Here is a 19586-nt window from a genome sequence, read left to right on the forward strand (position 1 = left end):
CGGAGTAGTTCTTCCTGGCCATGGTTCTTCGATCATCTCGCTTCCCCAGCACCAGGTGCTGGATTCAGCGTGTCCAAGAACCGGGGTCAGGCCCCCCGAAGGACTCGCGGTGTCGTGGAATACCGCCAACGACGCTGTTCTGGCCGAAGGTCAACGCCTGCTGATCGATAACCCGTCCCGCTTGGACGGCGTCCGCGTGGTCGGGGTCGACGAGCATGTCTGGCGGCACACGAGGAAGGGCGACAAGTACGTCACTGTGATCATCGACCTCACCCCGGTGCGCGACGGCACCGGCCCCTCCCGCCTGCTGGCGATGCTCGATGGCCGTTCGAAGAAGGCGTTCCAGGACTGGCTCGCCGAGCGGGACCAAGCCTGGCGGAGGGGTATCGAGGTCGTCGCGATGGATGGCTTCTTCGGGTTCAAGACCGCCACCACCGAAGAGCTGCCGGACGCCGTCTGCGTGATGGACCCCTTCCACGTGGTCCGCCTGGCCGGCGACGCCCTCGACGATTGCCGCCGCCGGGTCCAGCAAGAGCTCCACGGACACCGCGGACGCAAGGGCGACCCGCTCTACACCGCGCGGCGGACTCTGCACACCGGTGCCGACCTGGTCACCGGCCGCCAACACGAGCGCCTCGAGTCCCTCTTCGCCGACGAACGCCACATCCAGGTCGAGTGCACCTGGGGGATCTATCAGCGCATGATCTCCGCCTACCGTCACCACGACCGGAGCGTCGGCCGCGTCGAGATGAGCTCCGTGATCGACGCCCTCGCCGATGGTGTGCCCACGGCGTTGGTCGAGCTGCGCAAGCTGGGCCGCACCCTGGCCAGACGCGTCTGTGACGTCCTGGCCTACTTCGACCGGCCGCGCACCAGCAACGGACCCACCGAAGCCGTGAACGGACGCCTTGAGCACCTACGCGGGCTCGCCCTCGGCTTCCGCAACCTCACCCACTACATCGCCCGAGCACTCCTGGAAGCCGGGGGATTCAGACCCCAACTACACCCTCATCTGTGAAGAGCCGGTTTGCTGTCGGATGGGCCTACAGGGGATCGCCCGCAGCCGAGCGGAATCTCATCAGGGCGGTGCTCAAATGGAAGCCCGTAGGGGAAGCTCGAACCGTTCTGGGCGCAGACACGGTCAACCTTCTAGAGGAAGCAGGCGTCGCGCTCCAGGACGTATACATCTTCCGTACCAACCTGAGGAATGCGCCCCCGTGTGCCATGTTTCGCCGCAGCGTAGGTTTCTGCGGCGAGGACGTCGACGCCCTCGAGGATGAGGGAGCGATACCCCCTGAGGTTCTCGCCGGCGTCGTGGCGCACGAGATCGGCCACCTGAGGGGAGGCCAACTCGTGCACCCGGTCGTTTATTGGATGATGACGCCCGCCCTCTTCTGCGGACGCATGTTCAATGCGGCGACGGGCGGAGTGTTCCGCCAACTCCGCCATGACCTCGGGCATTTTGCGACCTTCGCTGTCGGCGCCGTGGCCGCCCTCATGCTCTTGGGCCTGCTGCGCAACCACCCTGTAGCCCTTGGTGCGGGCGTAGCCTGCGCACTGATCTGGACAGGGCTGCTACTGGCCCTGCGCGCCGCCGACCGCGCTGAAGAGTTCCGCGCCGACGACTTCGTGAAGAAGCACGGCCTCGCGCCCGGCTTGACCTCCTACCTCGAAAACCAGCACGACAATGGCAACGAAGAGAGTCAGACGCCACCCATGTCGTGGCTCAACACCCACCCCCCACTGATCGAACGCATCGAACTCCTGGAGAACTGACAGACTCCCCCCGCGCCCAGCGAACGCGAAGGAGGGGTGGTGATTCCACTGGAATCACCACCCCTCCTTCGCGTTCGCTCAGGCGTCCACGTAGTACATGTGGAGCGCGCGGAAGGTGGCCCGGCCGGCGACACCGTCTACGCCGAGGTGGTGCGCGCGCTGGAAGCGCACGACGGCCGCGCGGGTCTGCGGGCCGAAGACGCCGTCAGCGCGAATGCCGAGGTGGCGCTGCAAGTTCGCCACCGAGGCGCGCAGAGTGGAGTCCAGCAGAGTGGTGTACGACGGACCTGAGTGAGCGCGTGCCTTCAACGTAGGCGCGGCCACCAGGTGGATCCTTCGAGTGATCTCTCACAACCAACCTCGAAGAAGGACACCTTGATGACCGCTGGACCCAGTATCGACCCTGCCCGTTTCCTGAACGAGCAGCTGTCCCAGGCGAGCCCCGATCTGATGCGGGACCTGCTCACCACCTTCGTCAATGCACTGCTGTCCGCCCAGGCCGACGCGGTGTGCGGTGCCGGCTACAACGAACGGACCCCGGAGCGGGTCAACTCCCGCAACGGCTACCGCCACCGCGACCTCGACACCCGCGTCGGCACCCTGGATGTCGCCGTCCCCAAGCTACGCACCGGGTCGCTGTATCCGGAGTGGCTGCTCGAGCGCAGGAAGCGTGCCGAACGAGCACTGACCAGCGTGGTGGCGACCTGCTACCTCCTCGGCGTCTCGACGCGGCGGATGGACAAGCTCGTCCAGACTCTCGGGATCACCGGCCTGTCGAAGTCCCAGGTCTCGGTGATGGCCAAGGAACTCGACGAGCACGTCGAAGAGTTCCGCACCCGACGACTCGAAGACGCCGGGCCGTTCACGTTCGTCGCCGCTGACGCGCTGGTGTTGAAGGTCCGCGAAGGTGGCCGTGTGGTGCCGGTGCACGTGCTGGTCGCGACCGGTGTCAACGCTGACGGGCACCGCGAGATCCTCGGCGCGCAGGTCACCACCAGCGAGGACGGCGCCGGCTGGCTCGCGTTCTGGAGGGATCTGACCGCCCGCGGCCTCACGGGGGTCAAGCTCGTCACCTCTGACGCCCACGCCGGGCTCGTAGCTGCGATCGCGGCCACGAGCCCGGGCGCCGGTTGGCAGCGCTGCCGGACCCACTACGCGGCCAACCTGATGTCCGCGACCCCGAAGACCAACTGGCCGTGGGTCAAGGCGTTGCTGCACTCGATCTACGACCAGCCCGATGCTGAGGCCGTGCACGCCCAGTTCGACCGCGTCGTCGACGCCCTGCACGAGAAGCTCCCGGCGGTGGCTGAACATCTCGAAGGTGCCAAGGCGGACATTCTGGCGTTCACGCCGTTCCCGAAAGAGGTCTGGCGTCAGATCTGGTCGAACAACCCGAACGAGCGGCTCAACCGCGAAATCCGCCGGCGCACCGACGTGGTCGGGATCTTCCCCGACCGCGCATCCATCATCCGGCTCGTCGGCGCCGTCCTGGCCGAGCAACACGACGAGTGGGCCGAAGGCCGCCGCTACCTCGGCCTCGACGTCCTCGCCCGCGCACAAGCCGTCGACACCACCACCGAGGAGGTGACCACCGAACTCGAACTACAGGCCCTCACAGCCTGACAACACGACCAACCGAGGGATCAACCTCGTACACCACCCCAGCGGACTTGACCACCGACCTCGCCCGCTGGGGCCAAGACGAACTCCAAGCCGTCGCGCACGCCCTGAACACCCGCCCCCGCAAGGCACTCGGCTGGAAGACCCCCGCAGAAGCCTTCAACGAAGAACTACTGTTGCTGGCACAAGCCGGTGTTGCATCGACCAGTTGAACCCAGTCAGTACACCTCGGCCCAACTCGCCGAGGCCGCAGAAGAGCTCGATGTTCGATTGTCGGTCGGGCGCACCGGGGTCTGTTGGGACAACGCGCAACAGGAATCTTTCTGGTCAACCCTGAAAACCGAGTACTACCATAGGTATTCGTTCACGACCCGGGCCGAAGCCATCACCGGAGTCAGTACCTGGATCGACACGGTCTATAACCGTCGCAGGCGGCACAGCGCCCTCGGTCAGATCAGCCCGACAGCGTTCGAAGACCAACTCACCACCGCGGCTGCTGAAGCCGCATAACCGATGTCCACCAGACGGGGTCAACCCCAGGATGCTTGAGCTGGTGGAGCGCCGGCCGCGGGAAAGCGATTGGGCGGACCCGGCGCTTCGACTCACTCCACCACGGTCGGTAGTAATAGAGTGCGCGGGTGCGTAGCCTTCGTCGGTCCCCGTTCCAGCGTCGGCTCGCTGCTGTGGCGGCAGCGGCCGTGGTGCTGGCCGGAGCCGCTGCTTGTGGTGATGGTTCGAACTCGATTGCTGGCCAGGCCAAGCGTGGCGACAACAAGGGGTACGTCGCCGGTAACGGCCAGATCGAGGTGATCGCACCTGGGAAGCGAAAGAAGCCCGTGGCGCTGGAGGGTACGACCCTGGAGGGCAAGGCGTGGTCGCTCAGCTCGGCCCGCGGCCAGGTGGTGCTGCTGAACTTCTGGGGCTCGTGGTGTCCGCCGCGCCAGAAGGAGCTACCACAGCTGCAGAGCGCCTGGACCCGCTACCGTGCGGCCGGTGCGCCGGTGCAGTTCATGGGTGTACTACAGAAGGACTCAGTGACCTCTGCCAGCGCGACCGCGGCCAAGTTCGGTGTGCGCTATCCCTCCCTGCGCGATGACGGCGGCAAGTCGTTGCTGGGACTGCAGGGGAAGGTCGTCACGGTGCCGACCACATTGGTGATCGACAAGCAGGGCCGGATCGCCGCACGGGTGTCCGGTGAGTCAACCGAGACGACGTTCCGGTCCTTGGTCGACCAGATGCTCGCCGAGCCAGCAACATGACGTCCGACGCGGCCGACGTCGTCGCCAGCGGCAGCCTGCCGCTGGCCGTCATGCTGGCCGTGGCGGCCGGGACCGTCTCGTTCGCCTCGCCGTGCGTGCTGCCTTTGGTGCCCGGTTTCCTCGGCTACGTCACCGGACTGACCGACCACACCAGGCGTACGCGCGTCGTCGCCGGCGCCGCGCTGTTCGTGATCGGCTTCTCCGTCGTGTTCGTCAGCCTGTCGGTGGCGCTCAACGCGGCGATGAGCCTCTTCTTCGGCCACCGGGACCTGCTGATGCGCGGCGGTGGGGTCCTGGTCATCCTCCTGGCGCTGGTCTACCTCGGGTTCATCGGCCAGCGGGGACTGCCGGTCCGGTGGCGACCAGCCGCCGGGCTCCTCGGCGCGCCCGTCCTGGGCATGGTCTTCGGCATCGGCATGAGCCCATGCATCGGCCCCGTCTACGGCGCTATCCAGGTCGCCGCCTCACCGCTGAGCAACGACGGCGCGCCAGTCCTGCGCGGAGTACTGCTCGCAGCCGGCTACAGCCTGGGCCTGGGGTTGCCGTTCGTGCTGATCGCCGCAGGGTGGGCCCGCGCCGACCGCGCCTCACGCTGGCTGCGAACCCACCACCGGGCCACCCAGCGCCTGGGCGGCGTGCTCATGCTCGCCGTGGGTGTCCTGATGGTGACCGGTGCCTGGCAGTCCGCCATGACATGGATACAGGTCAACCTCAGCTCAGGTTTCACCCCCGCTCTGTGACCTGAGCCCCACCGGGCCACGACGACCGTCACCGCGCCCGACATCGGTGTCACCGAGATTGGCCGATCAATGGCTGATGTCGTTATTATCGGCGCATGTCGATGAGAAGTGAGGTTGCAGACGACCCGGGGCTGCAACCAGACCTGACCGCCGCGGTAGCGCTGTTCCGGTCGCTGGCTGATCCCACCCGGCTCGCGATCGCTCGCCGGCTGGCTTCGGGGGAGGCTCGGGTGGTCGACCTGACCGCGGAGCTCGGCCTGCCGCAGTCCACGGTGTCATCCCACGTCGCGTGCCTGCGCGACTGCGGGCTGATCGACTACCGGCCGCAGGGACGGTCCTCGGTCTACCGGGTCACCCACCCAGAGCTGATCGAGCTGTTTGCCGTGGCCGAGACCCTGCTCGGCGCGACCGGCGAGGCCGTTGCACTCTGCCCCACCTACGGAGATGTTGCCCGTCCTGGTGCCGAGAAGGTGAAGCGGTGACCCAGCTGTCCGCCGTCGAGACCGAGCAGCTGACCCGGCGCGGTCTGCGGCTGGCCCAGTTCACCGTCGCCTACAACCTCATCGAGGGCGCGGTCGCGATCACCGCCGGCATCCTCGCCACGACCGAGGAAGTAGCACCATGACGGATGCATGCGGCTGCGGCCACGACGATCCGCGCGATGACGAGCTAGCGGAGCTAGAGCCTGAGCGGCTCTGGGAGGTCAGCGAGCTGCGGTTCGCCGCGTTCGCTGGAGTCTTCCTCGTCGCAGGCTTCATTGCCGACCGCTCCGGTGCCTCCGGTTCGACGGTGACCGGCCTGAACGGCGTCGCCTTGGCGCTCGGCGCCTGGACCTTCGTCCCGAGCACCCTGAAGCGTCTGGTCAAGGGCAAGATCGGCGTCGGCACGCTGATGACGATCGCCGCGGTGGGCGCCGTCATCCTCGGCGAGGTTGCCGAGGCAGCGATGCTGGCCTTCCTCTATTCCATCAGTGAGGGCTTGGAGGAGTACGCCGTCGCCCGCACCCGCCGCGGCTTGCGCGCACTGCTGTCGCTGGTTCCGGCGGAGGCCACTGTCCTTCGCGACGGCACCCAGGTCACCGTCGCTCCGACCGAGCTCGCGATCGGCGACCTGCTCCTGGTCCGTCCGGGTGAGCGCGTCGCGACCGACGGCGTCGTTCGTGACGGTCGCACCGCTGTGGACGTCTCGGCCCTCACCGGGGAGTCCGTCCCGGTCGAGGTTGCCGCCGGAGACGCCGTCTACGCCGGCTCCATCAACGGAACCGGCGTGCTTGAGGTCGAGGTCACCACCACCGCCGAGGACAACTCCCTGTCCCGGATCGTCACCATCGTCGAGGCCGAGCAAGCCCGCAAGGGCAACGCCCAGCGCCTGGCCGACCGGATCGCCAAGCCGCTGGTGCCCGGCATCATGGTCCTCGCCGGAAGCATCTCGATCATCGGTAGTCTGCTGGGCGATCCGGCCACCTGGATCGAGCGCGCGCTGGTCGTGCTGGTCGCGGCCTCCCCGTGCGCCCTGGCGATCTCCGTTCCGGTCACCGTGGTCGCCGCCATCGGTGCCGCCAGCCGCATCGGCGCCCTGGTCAAGGGCGGCGCCGCACTGGAAGCACTCGGCCGGATCCGTGCCGTTGCCCTGGACAAGACCGGCACGCTGACCCGCAACCAACCGTCAGTGGTCCAGGTCGCCACCGCTCCCGGCCACACCCAGGAGCAGGTCCTTGCGATCGCGGCCGCGCTGGAGTCGCGCAGTGAGCACCCACTGGCCCGCGCCATCCTCGCAGCCGTCCCGGTGTACCGCGACGCCGAGAGCGTGGAGGCCATCACCGGGGCAGGCCTGACCGGCACCATCGACAGCCGCCAGGCCAGACTCGGTCGGCCCGGCTGGATACCCGCAGGCGACCTCGCCGACCCGGTCACCGCCATGCAGGAGGCCGGCGCCACCGCCGTGCTGATCGAGTACGACGGTGGCGTGGTTGGCGCCATCGCTGTCCGCGATGACCTGCGGCCCGAGGCCGCGGAGGTCGTCGCCCGACTCCGCGCCGACGGCTACCAGGTCGCCATGCTCACCGGCGACAACGAACGCACCGCCGCCGCGCTGGCCGCCCAGACGGGCATCACCGACGTGCACGCCGAGCTTCGCCCGGAGGACAAGTCGGCCATCATCCGCCGGCTCCGCGAGGACCGGCCGACCGCGATGGTCGGCGACGGAGTCAACGACGCCCCCGCACTGGCCACCGCCGACGTCGGGATCGCGATGGGCGCCATGGGCAGCGACGTAGCCATCGAGACCGCTGACGTCGCCCTCATGGGTGAGGACCTACGGCACCTACCGCACACCCTGACCCATGCGCGCCGCGCCAGGTCCATCATGCTGCAGAACGTCGCACTGTCTCTCGGCCTAATCGCCCTCCTGATCCCGCTCGCTGCTTTCGGTGTGCTCGGACTCGCCGCGGTGGTGCTGGTCCACGAGGTCGCGGAGATCTTCGTGATCGGCAACGGCGTCCGCGCCGGCCGTACCCGGCCGCTCCCACCACCACCGGCAGCCACGCCCGCGGCTTCGGTGCCAGCGGAAGCCGACGCCAGGTGATTGGCCGTGCCAGCGAGACGGCGGCGCCTGCGAGAACAAGTCGCGGCACGGTCCTGCTCACAGCCGCGGCCATCGCTGCGGTGGACCTGATCGCCAAGGGCGCCTCTGAGGCCCGGCTCGCCGAGTCCACCGTCGATCTCGGAGTCATCCAGCTGCAGCTGGCCTACAACTCAGGCGTGGCATTCAGCATGGGCGACAAGCTGCCCGCCGGCGTGGTCGTGGCCATCACCGCTGCCATCTCTGTCGCGTTCGTCTTGTACGCCTGGCACCGGGCTCCGCGAGCCGGGCGGATGGAGCAGATCGCCGGGGGCGCCGTGATCGGCGGCGCCGTCGCGAACGTGGCCGACCGTGCCCGCGACGGCATGGTCACCGACTACCTGCACACCGGCTGGTGGCCCACCTTCAACCTCGCCGACACATTCCTCGTCACCGGATGCGTCGTGATCGCACTGGTGCACGCGCGCCCCGGGCGCGCGGCGGATGACGAAAAGGAACAGCGTCACACCAGGAACCCGTGAACACGGCACCAGAGCAGGCACGCGCGCAGTAGCACTCGAACAACGTCGACGGAAGGAGACGAATACGCATGGATACGACCGCCGCCGCGCTGCAGGCGATCGGCTTGTACCTGGTGACGAACATCGACGACATCATCGTCTTGTCCCTATTCTTCGCCCGAGGAGCCGGGCAACGAGGCGCCACCACCAAGATCATCGCCGGACAGTACCTCGGGTTCGGTGGCATCCTTATCGCCGCATTAGCAGTGACCTTCGGCGCCGGATTCATCCTTCCCGACGACGCCATCCCGTACTTCGGTCTTATCCCGCTCCTGCTGGGCATCTATGCCGCCTGGCAGGCGTGGAGCAACGGCGACGATGACGACAACGTCGCGGACCGGCCCGTCGGCGCCCTCACGGTCGCCGCGGTGACGTTCGCCAATGGCGGAGACAACATCGGGGTCTACGTCCCGGTGTTCCTGGCGGTAGGTACCGGCGCCCTTGTGGCCTACTGCCTCGTGTTCCTGGCGCTGGTCGTCGTCCTGGTCCTCGCCGCGAAGTTCGTCGCAACTCGTAAGCCGATCGCCGAGGTGCTTGAACGCTGGGAGCACATCCTCTTTCCGCTGGTCTTGATCGGCCTGGGCATTGTCATCTTGGTTGCGGGCGGCGCGTTCGGCCTGTGACCCTCAGCTGCCGAACCGGGCTCGGCCAGTTGGCGTTGGTGCAGTCGTCCCCCGGGGTTGGTGTCCAACGCGTCCGGGGCCAGATCGGACCGTCACCCTGGGGCCAGATCGACTTGACACAATCACATTAGCGCGGATGGGGTACACCCTATTTGCACAGTTGCTCCGCTATGTGGCTCGCGTGCAAATAGGGTCGGTCGCCACCTTGTTGCCCACTTTGCGGGTAGGGTCTAGACATGCCGGGTCAAATCGTGGGCTATGCGCGCGTCTCGTCGACGTCGCAGAATTTAGCCAGGCAACTAGAGGCACTTGGGGCGGTCGACGAGCTGTTCACCGATCACCAATCCGGCAAGAGCCGAGCCAATCGCGCCGGCCTGGGGGATGCGCTGCGCTACGTGCGCCGAGGTGACACGCTGCGCGTCGCATCAATGGATCGGCTCGAACGATCACTGATCGACCTCGAGCAGATCGTCTCCGGCCTCACCGCGCGCAAGGTGAGCGTCGAGTTCGTCAAGGAACGCCTCACCTTCTCACCCGACGCCGCGGCCGACCCGTTCGCGACGTTCCAACGCCAACTCATCGGCGCCGTCGCCGAACTCGAGCGTTCCCTCATCCGCGAACGCCAACGCGAAGGAATCGACCTGGCCAAAGCACGCGGCGTGTACAAGGGTCGCGCCCGCCGCCTCAGCGACGAACAGATCGCCCATGTGCGCCAGGCAGCAGCCGCCGGCGCGAACAAGGCTGAGCTCGCGACCGACCTTGGGGTCTCGCGCCGCCTCATCTACGACGTCATCGCCGGCAACGGCGCCTATGCATCACCATCCCAGCCTGGACGCTACGGTGGCGATGAGCTGACATCGGCGGGCAGTGACGGCTGAGCAATGCTCGCCGGATGGCGCGTGGGTGGTACAGCTAGGACTGGTCGTTCGGGCCAGAAAGCTGTAAGCAGTGGAAGCCGATCGGCATAGGTAGCTGACCGTTTTGCGACGCTGCGATGAGGAGCCACTGCAGGCTCTGGTGCAGCTGCGCGAAGCCAGCGCCGCACAGCGCGATCGGCTTGCCTGGGCCCATGTGGTTGTCGGCAAGACGAATGCCCTGATCCTGCAGGAAAGCTTGGGTTTCTTGACTGGCGTGGAGAAGGTCGGTGCCTTCAGGGAAGACGATGATCATGCCTGCGGCTTGCAGGGGGCTGAGTAGGTGGGCATCAGGTACCGCGCGTTCGAAGGAGTCTTGTGGTGCGGTCATGACAAGGATTTCTTCGGGACACTCGCCCGCGTAGGTGCGGGGTCGGATGCGTGCCGTGGGGTGCCATGGCCCAGCCTTGGGGCGGCACTCCAACTCGGCATTGAGTGTTGTACAGGCTAGGGCGAGCCGCTCGGTGACGAGGTCGTCGAATCGGCCTGCGAGGAAGCGAGCCTGAAGCATCCTCAATTGATCCGGAGTTGCTGGTGAGGCGATCTCACCGTGTCGCACATAGACCGTGCCGGCCCGTGCTTTTCCGAAGTCGCGTTGGAGGACACGTAGCGGATCGCCGTCAGCGGGAGGAGCTACTTCGATCACGAGGACTGTCTTTTCCCCCCTGGCTACGTGGTGCGCTGTCCAGGCGGGCGCTTCAAGGCCAGTTCCTAAGAAGGTCGCCAGTTTTTGCTGTATCTCGGTGGCGCTGAAGGCGGGTGCGCCGTGAAGGCCGGACTCGCTCGCCCCGACGACAAGGTAGCCGAACCCCCCGTAGTCAGCTTGTGCCGTTGAGACGTCGCGGTTGGCCAGAGCGAGTATCTCTTTGGCCAACTCGAACATGCCAGCTTTGGCACCCAGGTCGCATTCGCTCTTCCACTCGAGCCAGTGAGTCTCTCCATGCTTGTCCGCGGCGGTGATGATGGCGTCGATGAGATCTTCACGGCGCTGCGGCGTCGCGATGGGGATAGTGGTGTCGAACGCGACCGGCATGACCGTTCTCCTTCAGTGGGCGACGAGAGAACTCGTACTGTCGAGGCTGGCTTTTGGAAGGGCCGCGTGCACGAACTTGCGGCTCTTGAATTGCGACCGCGATCCGTGTGCACGGTGCACCCGGCCACATCGACGCCGTCAGAACTCGTCACGCTTCGCTTGCGAGCCGTGCCGAGGTTCTTGTTCGCCACGCCATCCCCTGTAGGTGTTCATCTCGTGTGAGGTGCGTCCTGCCCGATTATGGGCCACGACGGGCCGCCTAGGTTGGCTCACCCCGGCTCAGAGCCCCCCATCCACCGACGTGGGGTAGCCGTAGCGGCGGCGGTGGTCATCCCAGCTCGACGCGTACGCCTGACGCAGGGGCTCAGCCAGATTCGCGAACCACACGCGTCGCTCCTCACGGCGCCGCTCGAACTCGCGTCGATCCTGCGCCTCGAGCCAGTCCGCATGTCGCCGCGACGGGTCGAGACCACGGCGTAGGTTGCGTTCCTCCCACACACGCTTACGCTGCTGTTGACGCCACACACTCAGACGCGAAAACTCCCCACTCAGCCGCTGCACCCGCTGCACCCGCAGCGCCCGCTCACCCGCGTCCAGACCCGCCCACCAGCGCTGCGCGCTCCTGACACGCAGCGACCGACGCGCGCCGCGCCAGCACCCACGCCGACGCACGCTCACGAAAGACCAGACGCTCCAACGCGATCCGCTCACGCACTACCTGCTGCTCAACAGACGCCGCCTCGAGAGTCGGCAGGGTCTGGGGGCGCGTCCACTCGGCGTTCGCCGAGACCTGCGCCAACCCGTGCGTCTGCAGGTGCGCCAGATGACGCAGCACCTGCCGTCGCGTCCACCCCGACACCTCACCAGGGGTGGGGCACAGTTGCGCCTTCAGCGCCACATCCTCGACCGCCAGACCCACCCGCGAATCCAACGAGGCCAGCACCAACCACGCAGCAGGGGGAGTTCACCGGGGAGGGTGGGGGCCAAGGGGATGTGATGATCGCGGCGCTCGTGCTGCTGGGGTTGGGTTGGAACGCTGGATTGCTGGCCGGCAAGGCGATGCTCGTCGACGCCACCTCGAGCGCAACCCGCGCCCGCACACAGGGAACGTGCGACGTCCTCGTCGCGCTTGTCGGAGCGGGCGGCGACATCGGCGCAGGCTTCGTCGCCAGCGCCACGACCTACGCGACGCTATGCTGCCTCGCCGTCGTCGCAGCCGTTGCGCTGCTCGCGTTCGTGCCCCGCCGAAAGTCGGCGTGACGTTTTATTCATCGTCATGACACAAAGGCGTTAGGGTGAACGTCATTCCTTTCTTTCCCATGTGACGAAAAGAGCGGCGCCATGACGGTCCGTCCCACCCCACTCTCGGCTCCCGCGAGTCGAACCGAGCGGCTCGATCGGTTGCCGTTCACGGCGCGTCATCGCTCGATGCTCGTCGGTTCGGGCGTCGGCTGGGCGCTCGACGCGATGGACGTCGGGCTCATCAGCTTTCTCATGGTGGCGGTCAAGAAGGAGTGGGGGCTGACGACCGGCGACCTTTCGGTGCTCGCCTCGATCGGCTTCGTCGGCATGGCGATCGGCGCCGGTGTCGGCGGCGCCCTGGCCGACCGCATCGGGCGCCGCACCGTGTTCGCGGGCACACTCGTCGTCTACGGCCTCGCGACGGGTCTGTCGGCGCTCGCACCGGGCTTCCTCGTCCTGTGCGCCCTGCGCTTCGTCGTCGGGCTCGGCCTCGGCGCGGAACTCCCGGTGGCCTCGACCCTGGTGAGCGAATTCGCCCCGAAGCGCCTGCGTGGACGGATGGTCGTCGCCCTCGAGTCGTTCTGGGCGCTCGGGTGGCTGCTCGCGGCCGTCATCGGATTCACGATCGTGCCGCACGACAACGGGTGGCGCTGGGCGATGGCGCTCGGGCTCGTGCCCGCTCTCTACGCAATTCACGTGCGCCGCGGGCTGCCCGAGTCAGTGCGCTTCCTCGAGAAGGCCGGCCGCGACGACGACGCCGAACGCATCGTGCGCTCGTTCGAGGCCGCGGCGGGTCCGGCGCAGCGCAGCGACGGCGCCCACCTCGACGACGCCGCCGACACCCACGCGGGCGCGCAGGGAACCACCGTCGACGTCGTGACGACCAGAACGTCAGAGCCCGCGAGCCCGTTCTCCGCACCGTATCGAACGCGGACGGCCGCTCTGTGGGCGACGTGGTTCGGCGTCAACTTCGCCTATTACGGGGCCTTCTTGTGGATCCCGACATTCCTCGTCGCGAACGGCTTCCCGGTGGCGAAGTCGTTCGGTTTCACCCTCGTCATCACGATCGCACAGTTGCCCGGATACGCGGTGGCTGCGGTGTGCGTGGAGAAGATCGGACGCCGACCGACGCTCGCGCTCTTCCTCGCAGGTTCGACGGTGTCGGCGCTGCTGTTCGGTCAGGCCACGTCGGAGACGACGATCATGGCCGCCGGGTGCGCGCTCAGCTTCTTCAACCTCGGCGCGTGGGGTGCGCTGTACGCCATCACGCCCGAGATCTACCCGACGCTCATGCGCGCGGGCGGCGCCGGCGGCGCGACGGCGTTCGGGCGCATCGCCTCGATCGTGGCGCCGCTCGTCGTGCCTTGGGTGTTCACCCATCACGGCGAGGGCTGGACGTTCGGTGTCATCGCCGCGGCCTTCGCGGTCGCGACGCTTGCCGCGCTCGCGCTGCCCGAACGTCGGGGGCAGGCGCTCGACTGACCCGGCGGGGACGAGGCGTCAGCTCTCCTGCGGGTCGCGCAACGCCGCGGTGAACGTCAGCCCCGTCAACAGCAGGCCCGCGACGAACGGCAGGATCATCGCGCGCTGGATGCCGAAGTGGTTGCTGAGGAAGCCGATGATGCCGGGCCCGGCGAGAAACGCGGTATAGCCGAAAGCGGTGACGATGGCGAGCACGCGGCCGCCGCCGATGTGGCCGGCGATGGCGTAGATCTGCGGGGCGATCATGCCGACACCCAACCCGACGAGCAGCCAGCCGACGAGGATGAGCGGCAGCGACGACGTGGTGATGACGACGCCGAACCCGGCCACCGCGACGGGCGCGCCGAAGCGCACGACGGCGGCGCGCCCGAATCGTGCCACGAGTGAGTCGCCGAGCAGCCGGATGACGACCATCGTCGCGGACACGCAGACGAGACCGGCGGCGCCGACCCCCGGGTCGACGTGCGCGACGTCCGTGACGTGGATCGAGGCCCAGTCGATCGCGGTGCCCTCCGTGAACCCGAAGAACAAGGCCATGACGCCGAGCAGCCACGCCTGCGGCGGGATGCCGGGTCGCGGCGGTGCGTCGCCGCTCCTGGGGCTGATCGGCGCGGCGTCGTCCGTGCTGTCCTCGACATGCGGTGCCTGCGGCGTCAGAGCGAACAGTGCGGTGAGCCCCGCCCCGGCAAAGATCGCTGCCGCGACGAGGGCCCACCTCGGATCAGCCCCGTCGCCGCCCTGCAGTTTCGCCGAGCCCATGACGAGCAGGGCGCCGAGGAAACCTCCGAGCGAGAAGAACGCATGGAACCGGCTCATGATCGCCGTACCGGAGGCCCGCTCGGCGTCGACGCCGAGGGCATTCATCGCGACGTCCATGACACCGTTGCACGCGCCGATCATCACGCCGCCGACCACGAGGGTGGGGTAGTTCGGGGCGAACGCGACCACCAGCAACCCGATGGCGAGGCCGACTCCGCCGACGAGTGACGGCAGGCGCGGTGTGAACCGGTCGGAAACGCGGCCGCTCACCTGCATGGCCACGATCGCGGAGCCCCCGGCCAGCAGGAGGACGAGCCCGATCCCCGACGCGTCGGTGTGCAGGCGTTCACGGAGGCCGGGCAGCGAACCGCCCCAGGCCCCGATCATCAGGCCGTTGACGAGAAAGATGCCGAACACCGAGCGGATGAGGGCGTGGCTCTGCGCTGCGGTGAACGACGTCGTGGGAGTCGAGGTGGGCATGCGCTCCATTGTCACCGCCGCCACCTACCCTGGTCGAATGGACGACAAGGCCACGCTGAAGACGTACCTCGACTCGCTGCGTTCGGCGATCCTGTGGAAGCTCGAGGGCCTCGACGAGTGGCAGCTGCGCTGGCCGATGACGTCGACGGGGTCGAACCTGCTCGGCATCGTCAAGCACCTCGCAGCGATGGAGTACGGCTACCTCGGGCATGTCTTCGACCGCCCCGGCGAGGAGCTGCCGTGGATGGGGCAGGACGCCGAGCCCAACGCCGACCTGTGGGCGACGTCCGACGAGACCGTGGAGAGCGTCGTGCGCCTCTACCGCCGGGCCGTCGCACACGCCGACGAGACGATCGCGAGCCTCGACCTCGACGCCGCCGGCCACGTGCCGTGGTGGCCGCAGCCCGACGTCACCCTGCACCGCGTACTCGTCCACCTGAGTGTGGAGGTGGCCCGCCACGCGGGGCAGGTCGACGTCCTGCGCGAACTGCTCGACGGACGCGTCGGCATGCGTGAGGCGAACCCCAACCTGCCGTGGAGCGACGAGTTCTCCTGGGAGAGCTACGTGGAGAGGCTTCGTCAGATCGCGATCGACGCGCAGTGGCCCGGTGCCCGACCCGGTCTGTACGGGTTCGCGGGCCCGCAACGGGACGCGCTGCTCGCGCCGATCCTTCGCGGTGCCAAGACGGCGACATCATCCCTGGCAGCCGCGTATTCAGTGGACGATGAACTGCCGCGAGTCGGTGAGCGCGAGGTGCTCATCTCGTCGGCGGGGATGCCCGTCGGCGTCACCGAGACAGTCGAGGTGCGCGTCGTCCCGCTGGGAGAGGTTGACCTCGAGCACGCCGTCGACGAGGGGGAGGGGTTCCGCAGCGTCGACGAATGGCGCGGGGCGCACGAACGCTTCTGGGCCTCCGACGCGATGCGGGCCGAGCTCGGCGACCCCGACCTCGTCGTCGACGATGCGACGCCCGTCGTCGACGATGCGACGCCCGTCGTGCTGCAGCGCATCCGGCTCGTCGAGACGCTCTGACGGGTGTGCCGGCGCGGTGGCACTGGAGGTTCGCCGGTGTCGAGATGCCCGCCATTCCGAGGACCGCGGGCGCTCGTGGACCGAGTGGTTCGAGGCGCAGTGACGACGGAGCAGCGCCTCGCCGATGCGTCGTGATGACGCACCACGCGCCGCGCCCGGCGCCGTCATCACGCCTGATGCCCGGTTGTCCTGGTCAGCGTGGGCGCGTCATAGCGCCCTGATCGCCGCGCTCAGGCGAACAGGTCGTCCTGCTCGGCGTGCTCGTTGCGCAGCGACTCGAGGAAGCCGACGAACGTGGCGCCGAGCTCGCTGAGCTCCTCGCCGCTGTCGCGCTCGACGTCGACCCAGCGCGTCGGGTGACCGGGGACGACGCCGAAGTCCCAGTCCTCGCCGCGGCCGAAGACGACGATGTCGCCGGTCTTGGTCACCGAACTCGGGTGCAGCACGCGCAGGTAGGGCCCGTCGGTGCCGTCGGCCATGTGGACGTTGCCGTTGTACGTCGCCGTCGTCAGCCAGAAGGCGCGCAGGTCGTCGGGAAAGGTAACGCCGAGCTTCTCCTCGGCGTGCGTGAGGTCGTCCTCGGTGGCGGGGGAGTCGAAACGGTCAGGGCTGAAGTACTCCGTGAAGGACATGCCGTCAGCCTAGGGCCTGCGACCCGTGAGCGGGCCGCGACGAACGACGAAGCGAGTAGCGCGATGGTCCGTGGGTGCTTCCGCCCCGTGAACCGGGCCGCGACGATCCCAGCGTCCTGTCGGCGCGATCCACAGCGTCTTGTCGGGGCGATGCGTCACAATGCGCTCATGATTCGTCCTGCTCCGCTTCGCTCGAACCCCCCGCGCGCCGGTGAGCCGTCATGATCGAGGGTCTCGATATCGCTGACGCGCGGGTGTGGCGCAGGAAAGAGGCGAAGGCGCGCTCCATCGAGGCGGGTGCGCTCGCCGACGCGATGCGCGACGAGGAGAACCTCGTCTGGGTCGACCTGCTCGACCCGTCGCCGGAGCAACTGCGTCAGCTCGTCCTGCGGTTGGGCGTGAGCGGGACTGTGGTCGAGGATGCTCTCGCTCCGCACGAGCGCGCCAAGGTGACGGCTCACGCCGACCATCTGTTCTTCACCGTGTACGCCACGCAGCTCGCGACCGACACCCTCGCCGAGCACGCTGACGGGGGCAGCCACCTCAGCGTCACGCGCATCAGCGGCATCGTGCTGCCGCGGGCGCTCATCACGATCAGGGTCAGGTCGCCGCATTGCGAAGCGTTCGACATGGGTGAGGTCGTGAAGCGCTGGGATGATTCCGCCTCACTCATGACGCAGGGCAGCGGCGCGCTCGTGCACGGGTTGCTCGACTACGTCGTCGACGGCCATTTCGACACAATCCAGTCGCTCGACGACGCTCTCGAAGGCCTCGAGGAGACGTTGTTCGCGGAGCGGCGCACCGGCAGCGAGTTCGTCCGCACGACGTACGCGATCCGCAAGGATCTCGTCGCGCTGCGCCGCGTCGTCCTGCCGATGCGTGAGGTCGTCAACGCGCTCATGCGTCACCGCGGGCGCACGGGCGGGCCGCTCGACGCCTGGTACGACGACCTGTACGACCACGTGCTGCGTGCCTCGGAGTGGACCGAGTCGCTGCGTGACATGGTGAGCACCGTCTTCGAGACGAACCTGTCGCTGCAGGACGCGCGGCTCAACACGATCATGAAGAAACTCGCCGCGTGGGCCGCGATCATCTCGGTGCCGACGGCCGTGACGGGCTGGTTCGGCCAGAACGTGCCCTACCCCGGTTTCCAGGCGCATTCGGGGCTCGTCATGAGCGTCGTCGTCATCGTCGCGTTGTCGGGCGGGCTCTACGCGATCTTCCGCCACAACGACTGGTTGTGACCTCCCGCCCACCTGCGTCCAAGTGCGCCCGGGTGCATCTGGACGCAGAGGGTTACGGCTGGGCGCTGACGACGAGGGTGGCCTCGCCGCGCACCCCTCCGGGCGTTCGCGATCGTGGTGAGGCGTGCCTAAGCTGGAGGCATGGTCAAGCGCATCGAAACCGACAGCATGGGTCAGATCGAGGTCGACGAGAACGCCTACTGGGGCGCGCAGACGCAGCGCAGCATCGAGAACTTCGACATCGGCCGTGACACGTTCGTGTGGGGGCCCGTCATGGTGCGGGCACTCGGCATCCTCAAGAAGGCCGCCGCGCAGGCGAACGCCGATCTCGAGCAGCTCCCGAAGGACGTCGCGGAGCTCATCGAGAGGGCCGCGGACGACGTCATCGACGGCAAGCTGAACGATCAGTTCCCGCTCGTCGTGTTCCAGACAGGCTCGGGCACGCAGTCGAACATGAACGCCAACGAGGTCATCTCCAACCGCGCGATCGAACTCGCCGGCGGAGAGCGCGGCTCGAAGAAGCCCGTTCACCCCAACGATCACGTCAACCGTGGTCAGTCGTCGAACGACACGTTCCCGACGGCGATGCACATCGCCGTCGTCCTCGACCTCGTCGAGCGCCTCTATCCGGCCGTCACCGAGCTGCGTGACGTGCTCGACGCCAAGGCGAAGGAGTTCGACGACGTCATCTGCGTCGGGCGCACCCACCTGCAGGACGCGACGCCGATCCGTCTCGGTCAGGAGATCGGCGGCTGGGTCGCGCAGCTCGACTTCGCGCTGTCGCAGGTGCGTCAGGCCGAGCAGGCGACGCGGGCGCTCGCGATCGGTGGCACCGCCGTCGGTACGGGGCTCAACGCGCACCCCGACTTCGGCATGCTCGCCGCGCAGAAGATCTCCGAGATCACGGGCGAGAGCTTCCACCAGGCCGACAACCTGTTCGCGTCGCTGTCGGCGCACGACGAGCTCGTCGCCGTCAGCTCGTCGCTCAGGCTGCTCGGCGGGGCGCTCATGAAGATCGCGAACGACGTGCGTTGGCTCGCGTCCGGGCCGCGTAACGGTATCGGCGAACTCGTCATCCCGGAGAACGAGCCGGGCAGCTCGATCATGCCGGGGAAGGTCAACCCGACGCAGTGCGAGGCGATGACGATGGTCGCCACCCGCGTGTTCGGCAACGACGCGACGGTCGGTTTCGCCGGCTCGCAGGGCAACTTCCAGCTCAACGTGTTCAAGCCCGTCATGGCGCACGCCGTGCTGGAGAGCAGCCGCCTCATCTCGGATGCGTGTCGTTCGTTCACCGCGCACTGCGCACGTGGCATCGAGCCGAACCGGGAGCGCATCGACGCCAACCTCGCCTCGAACCTCATGGTCGTGACGGCGCTCAACCGTCACATCGGCTACGACAAGGCCGCCGCCATCGCTAAGAAGGCGCACAAGGAGGGCACGACGCTGCGCGAAGCGGCGCTCGCGTCCGGCGACGTGACGGGCGAGGACTTCGACCGCTGGGTCGTGCCCGCCGACATGACGCACCCGTCCGCCTGACGAGCCCTCCCACCGGCGAAGGGGTTGTGGAGGTTCGTGCGCTCAGACGCGCAAACCTCCACAACCCCTT

General features: G+C 67.8%; 21 protein-coding genes and 3 pseudogenes. 18 read left to right on the top strand and 6 right to left on the bottom strand.

Annotation, left to right across the window (positions count from 1 at the left end; genetic code table 11):
* Window positions 1-79 precede the first annotated feature (79 nt).
* Together ABH936_RS07490 and ABH936_RS07495 are read left to right on the top strand one after the other, a co-directional pair.
* Window positions 80-1018, top strand: a pseudogene (locus ABH936_RS07490) (ISL3 family transposase); the annotation flags it as partial.
* A gap of 206 nt (window positions 1019-1224) precedes the next feature.
* A complete protein-coding gene (locus ABH936_RS07495; protein WP_074045820.1) occupies window positions 1225-1776 on the top strand; it encodes a M48 family metalloprotease in 552 nt (183 codons plus the stop codon).
* Between the two features lie 78 nt (window positions 1777-1854).
* Here ABH936_RS07495 and ABH936_RS07500 read toward each other — a convergent pair whose 3' ends face one another.
* Window positions 1855-2100 carry a peptidoglycan-binding protein gene (locus ABH936_RS07500; protein ID WP_040014492.1) on the bottom strand — a complete coding sequence of 82 codons (246 nt, stop codon included), beginning with the start codon at window positions 2098-2100 and terminating at the stop codon, window positions 1855-1857.
* A gap of 54 nt (window positions 2101-2154) precedes the next feature.
* Between ABH936_RS07500 and ABH936_RS07505 the strand changes: the two genes are divergently transcribed.
* The 11 genes and pseudogenes from ABH936_RS07505 to ABH936_RS07555 all read left to right on the top strand — a co-directional run bounded on the left by ABH936_RS07505 (window position 2155) and on the right by ABH936_RS07555 (window position 10036).
* Window positions 2155-3399 (top strand): IS256 family transposase, encoded by a 1245-nt coding sequence (locus ABH936_RS07505; protein ID WP_040014493.1) that lies wholly within the window; start codon window positions 2155-2157, stop codon window positions 3397-3399.
* Between the two features lie 53 nt (window positions 3400-3452).
* Window positions 3453-3608: pseudogene (locus tag ABH936_RS07510) on the top strand (IS30 family transposase); the annotation flags it as partial.
* A gap of 4 nt (window positions 3609-3612) precedes the next feature.
* Window positions 3613-3906, top strand: a pseudogene (locus ABH936_RS07515) (integrase core domain-containing protein); the annotation flags it as partial.
* Between the two features lie 128 nt (window positions 3907-4034).
* Window positions 4035-4655: a TlpA disulfide reductase family protein gene (locus ABH936_RS07520; protein WP_006944824.1), complete on the top strand. Its 621-nt coding sequence runs from the start codon at window positions 4035-4037 to the stop codon at window positions 4653-4655.
* Complete coding sequence (locus ABH936_RS07525) at window positions 4652-5395, top strand: cytochrome c biogenesis CcdA family protein (RefSeq protein ID WP_006944749.1); 744 nt, start codon at window positions 4652-4654, stop codon at window positions 5393-5395. The genes ABH936_RS07520 and ABH936_RS07525 overlap by 4 nt, the downstream gene beginning before the upstream one ends.
* Before the next feature lie 95 nt (window positions 5396-5490).
* Window positions 5491-5877, top strand: a complete 387-nt coding sequence (locus tag ABH936_RS07530; protein WP_006944798.1) for a helix-turn-helix transcriptional regulator — start codon at window positions 5491-5493, stop codon at window positions 5875-5877.
* A complete protein-coding gene (locus ABH936_RS07535) occupies window positions 5874-6020 on the top strand; it encodes a hypothetical protein (RefSeq protein ID WP_006944664.1) in 147 nt (48 codons plus the stop codon). The genes ABH936_RS07530 and ABH936_RS07535 overlap by 4 nt, the downstream gene beginning before the upstream one ends.
* Window positions 6017-7978 carry a cation-translocating P-type ATPase gene (locus ABH936_RS07540; RefSeq protein ID WP_006944623.1) on the top strand — a complete coding sequence of 654 codons (1962 nt, stop codon included), beginning with the start codon at window positions 6017-6019 and terminating at the stop codon, window positions 7976-7978. The genes ABH936_RS07535 and ABH936_RS07540 overlap by 4 nt, the downstream gene beginning before the upstream one ends.
* 80 nt (window positions 7979-8058) lie before the next feature.
* Window positions 8059-8496: a signal peptidase II gene (locus tag ABH936_RS07545; protein WP_235006024.1), complete on the top strand. Its 438-nt coding sequence runs from the start codon at window positions 8059-8061 to the stop codon at window positions 8494-8496.
* Window positions 8497-8564: 68 nt separating this feature from the next.
* Window positions 8565-9158, top strand: a complete 594-nt coding sequence (locus ABH936_RS07550; RefSeq protein ID WP_404602955.1) for a cadmium resistance transporter — start codon at window positions 8565-8567, stop codon at window positions 9156-9158.
* 236 nt (window positions 9159-9394) lie between these two features.
* A complete protein-coding gene (locus ABH936_RS07555; protein WP_165584562.1) occupies window positions 9395-10036 on the top strand; it encodes a recombinase family protein in 642 nt (213 codons plus the stop codon).
* Window positions 10037-10070: 34 nt separating this feature from the next.
* On the opposite strand, the gene ABH936_RS07560 is transcribed toward ABH936_RS07555, so the two are convergent.
* From ABH936_RS07560 to ABH936_RS07570, 3 genes are all read right to left on the bottom strand, one after another.
* Window positions 10071-11105, bottom strand: coding sequence for a helix-turn-helix domain-containing protein (locus tag ABH936_RS07560; protein ID WP_165584561.1), 1035 nt, complete (start codon window positions 11103-11105; stop codon window positions 10071-10073).
* Window positions 11106-11384: 279 nt separating this feature from the next.
* Window positions 11385-11603 (bottom strand): hypothetical protein, encoded by a 219-nt coding sequence (locus tag ABH936_RS07565; protein WP_207623458.1) that lies wholly within the window; start codon window positions 11601-11603, stop codon window positions 11385-11387.
* A gap of 85 nt (window positions 11604-11688) precedes the next feature.
* Entirely contained in the window at window positions 11689-12024 is a 336-nt protein-coding gene (locus tag ABH936_RS07570) for a hypothetical protein (protein ID WP_404602956.1), read from the bottom strand.
* Between the two features lie 77 nt (window positions 12025-12101).
* On the opposite strand from ABH936_RS07570, the gene ABH936_RS07575 reads away from it, so the two are divergent.
* Complete coding sequence (locus ABH936_RS07575) at window positions 12102-12365, top strand: hypothetical protein (protein ID WP_074040376.1); 264 nt, start codon at window positions 12102-12104, stop codon at window positions 12363-12365.
* Window positions 12366-12446: 81 nt separating this feature from the next.
* Window positions 12447-13829 (top strand): MFS transporter, encoded by a 1383-nt coding sequence (locus tag ABH936_RS07580; RefSeq protein WP_074040377.1) that lies wholly within the window; start codon window positions 12447-12449, stop codon window positions 13827-13829.
* Between the two features lie 18 nt (window positions 13830-13847).
* Here ABH936_RS07580 and ABH936_RS07585 read toward each other — a convergent pair whose 3' ends face one another.
* The gene (locus tag ABH936_RS07585; protein WP_231729349.1) at window positions 13848-15068 is read right to left on the bottom strand and encodes an MFS transporter; all 1221 of its coding nucleotides are present in this window, start codon (window positions 15066-15068) and stop codon (window positions 13848-13850) included.
* A gap of 37 nt (window positions 15069-15105) precedes the next feature.
* Between ABH936_RS07585 and ABH936_RS07590 the strand changes: the two genes are divergently transcribed.
* The gene (locus ABH936_RS07590) at window positions 15106-16101 is read left to right on the top strand and encodes a DUF664 domain-containing protein (RefSeq protein WP_074040378.1); all 996 of its coding nucleotides are present in this window, start codon (window positions 15106-15108) and stop codon (window positions 16099-16101) included.
* Window positions 16102-16331: 230 nt separating this feature from the next.
* Here ABH936_RS07590 and ABH936_RS07595 read toward each other — a convergent pair whose 3' ends face one another.
* Window positions 16332-16733 carry an SMI1/KNR4 family protein gene (locus ABH936_RS07595; RefSeq protein WP_074040379.1) on the bottom strand — a complete coding sequence of 134 codons (402 nt, stop codon included), beginning with the start codon at window positions 16731-16733 and terminating at the stop codon, window positions 16332-16334.
* Between the two features lie 221 nt (window positions 16734-16954).
* On the opposite strand from ABH936_RS07595, the gene ABH936_RS07600 reads away from it, so the two are divergent.
* Together ABH936_RS07600 and fumC are read left to right on the top strand one after the other, a co-directional pair.
* A complete protein-coding gene (locus ABH936_RS07600) occupies window positions 16955-17977 on the top strand; it encodes a magnesium transporter CorA family protein (protein WP_074040380.1) in 1023 nt (340 codons plus the stop codon).
* A 141-nt stretch (window positions 17978-18118) separates the two neighbouring features.
* The gene (fumC, locus tag ABH936_RS07605) at window positions 18119-19516 is read left to right on the top strand and encodes a class II fumarate hydratase (RefSeq protein WP_074040381.1); all 1398 of its coding nucleotides are present in this window, start codon (window positions 18119-18121) and stop codon (window positions 19514-19516) included.
* Window positions 19517-19586 lie beyond the last annotated feature (70 nt).

The sequence above is a fragment of the Dermacoccus sp. GAS27A genome (genome assembly GCF_044909235.1).
GTDB classification, from domain to species: Bacteria; Actinomycetota; Actinomycetes; order Actinomycetales; family Dermatophilaceae; genus Dermacoccus; species Dermacoccus nishinomiyaensis.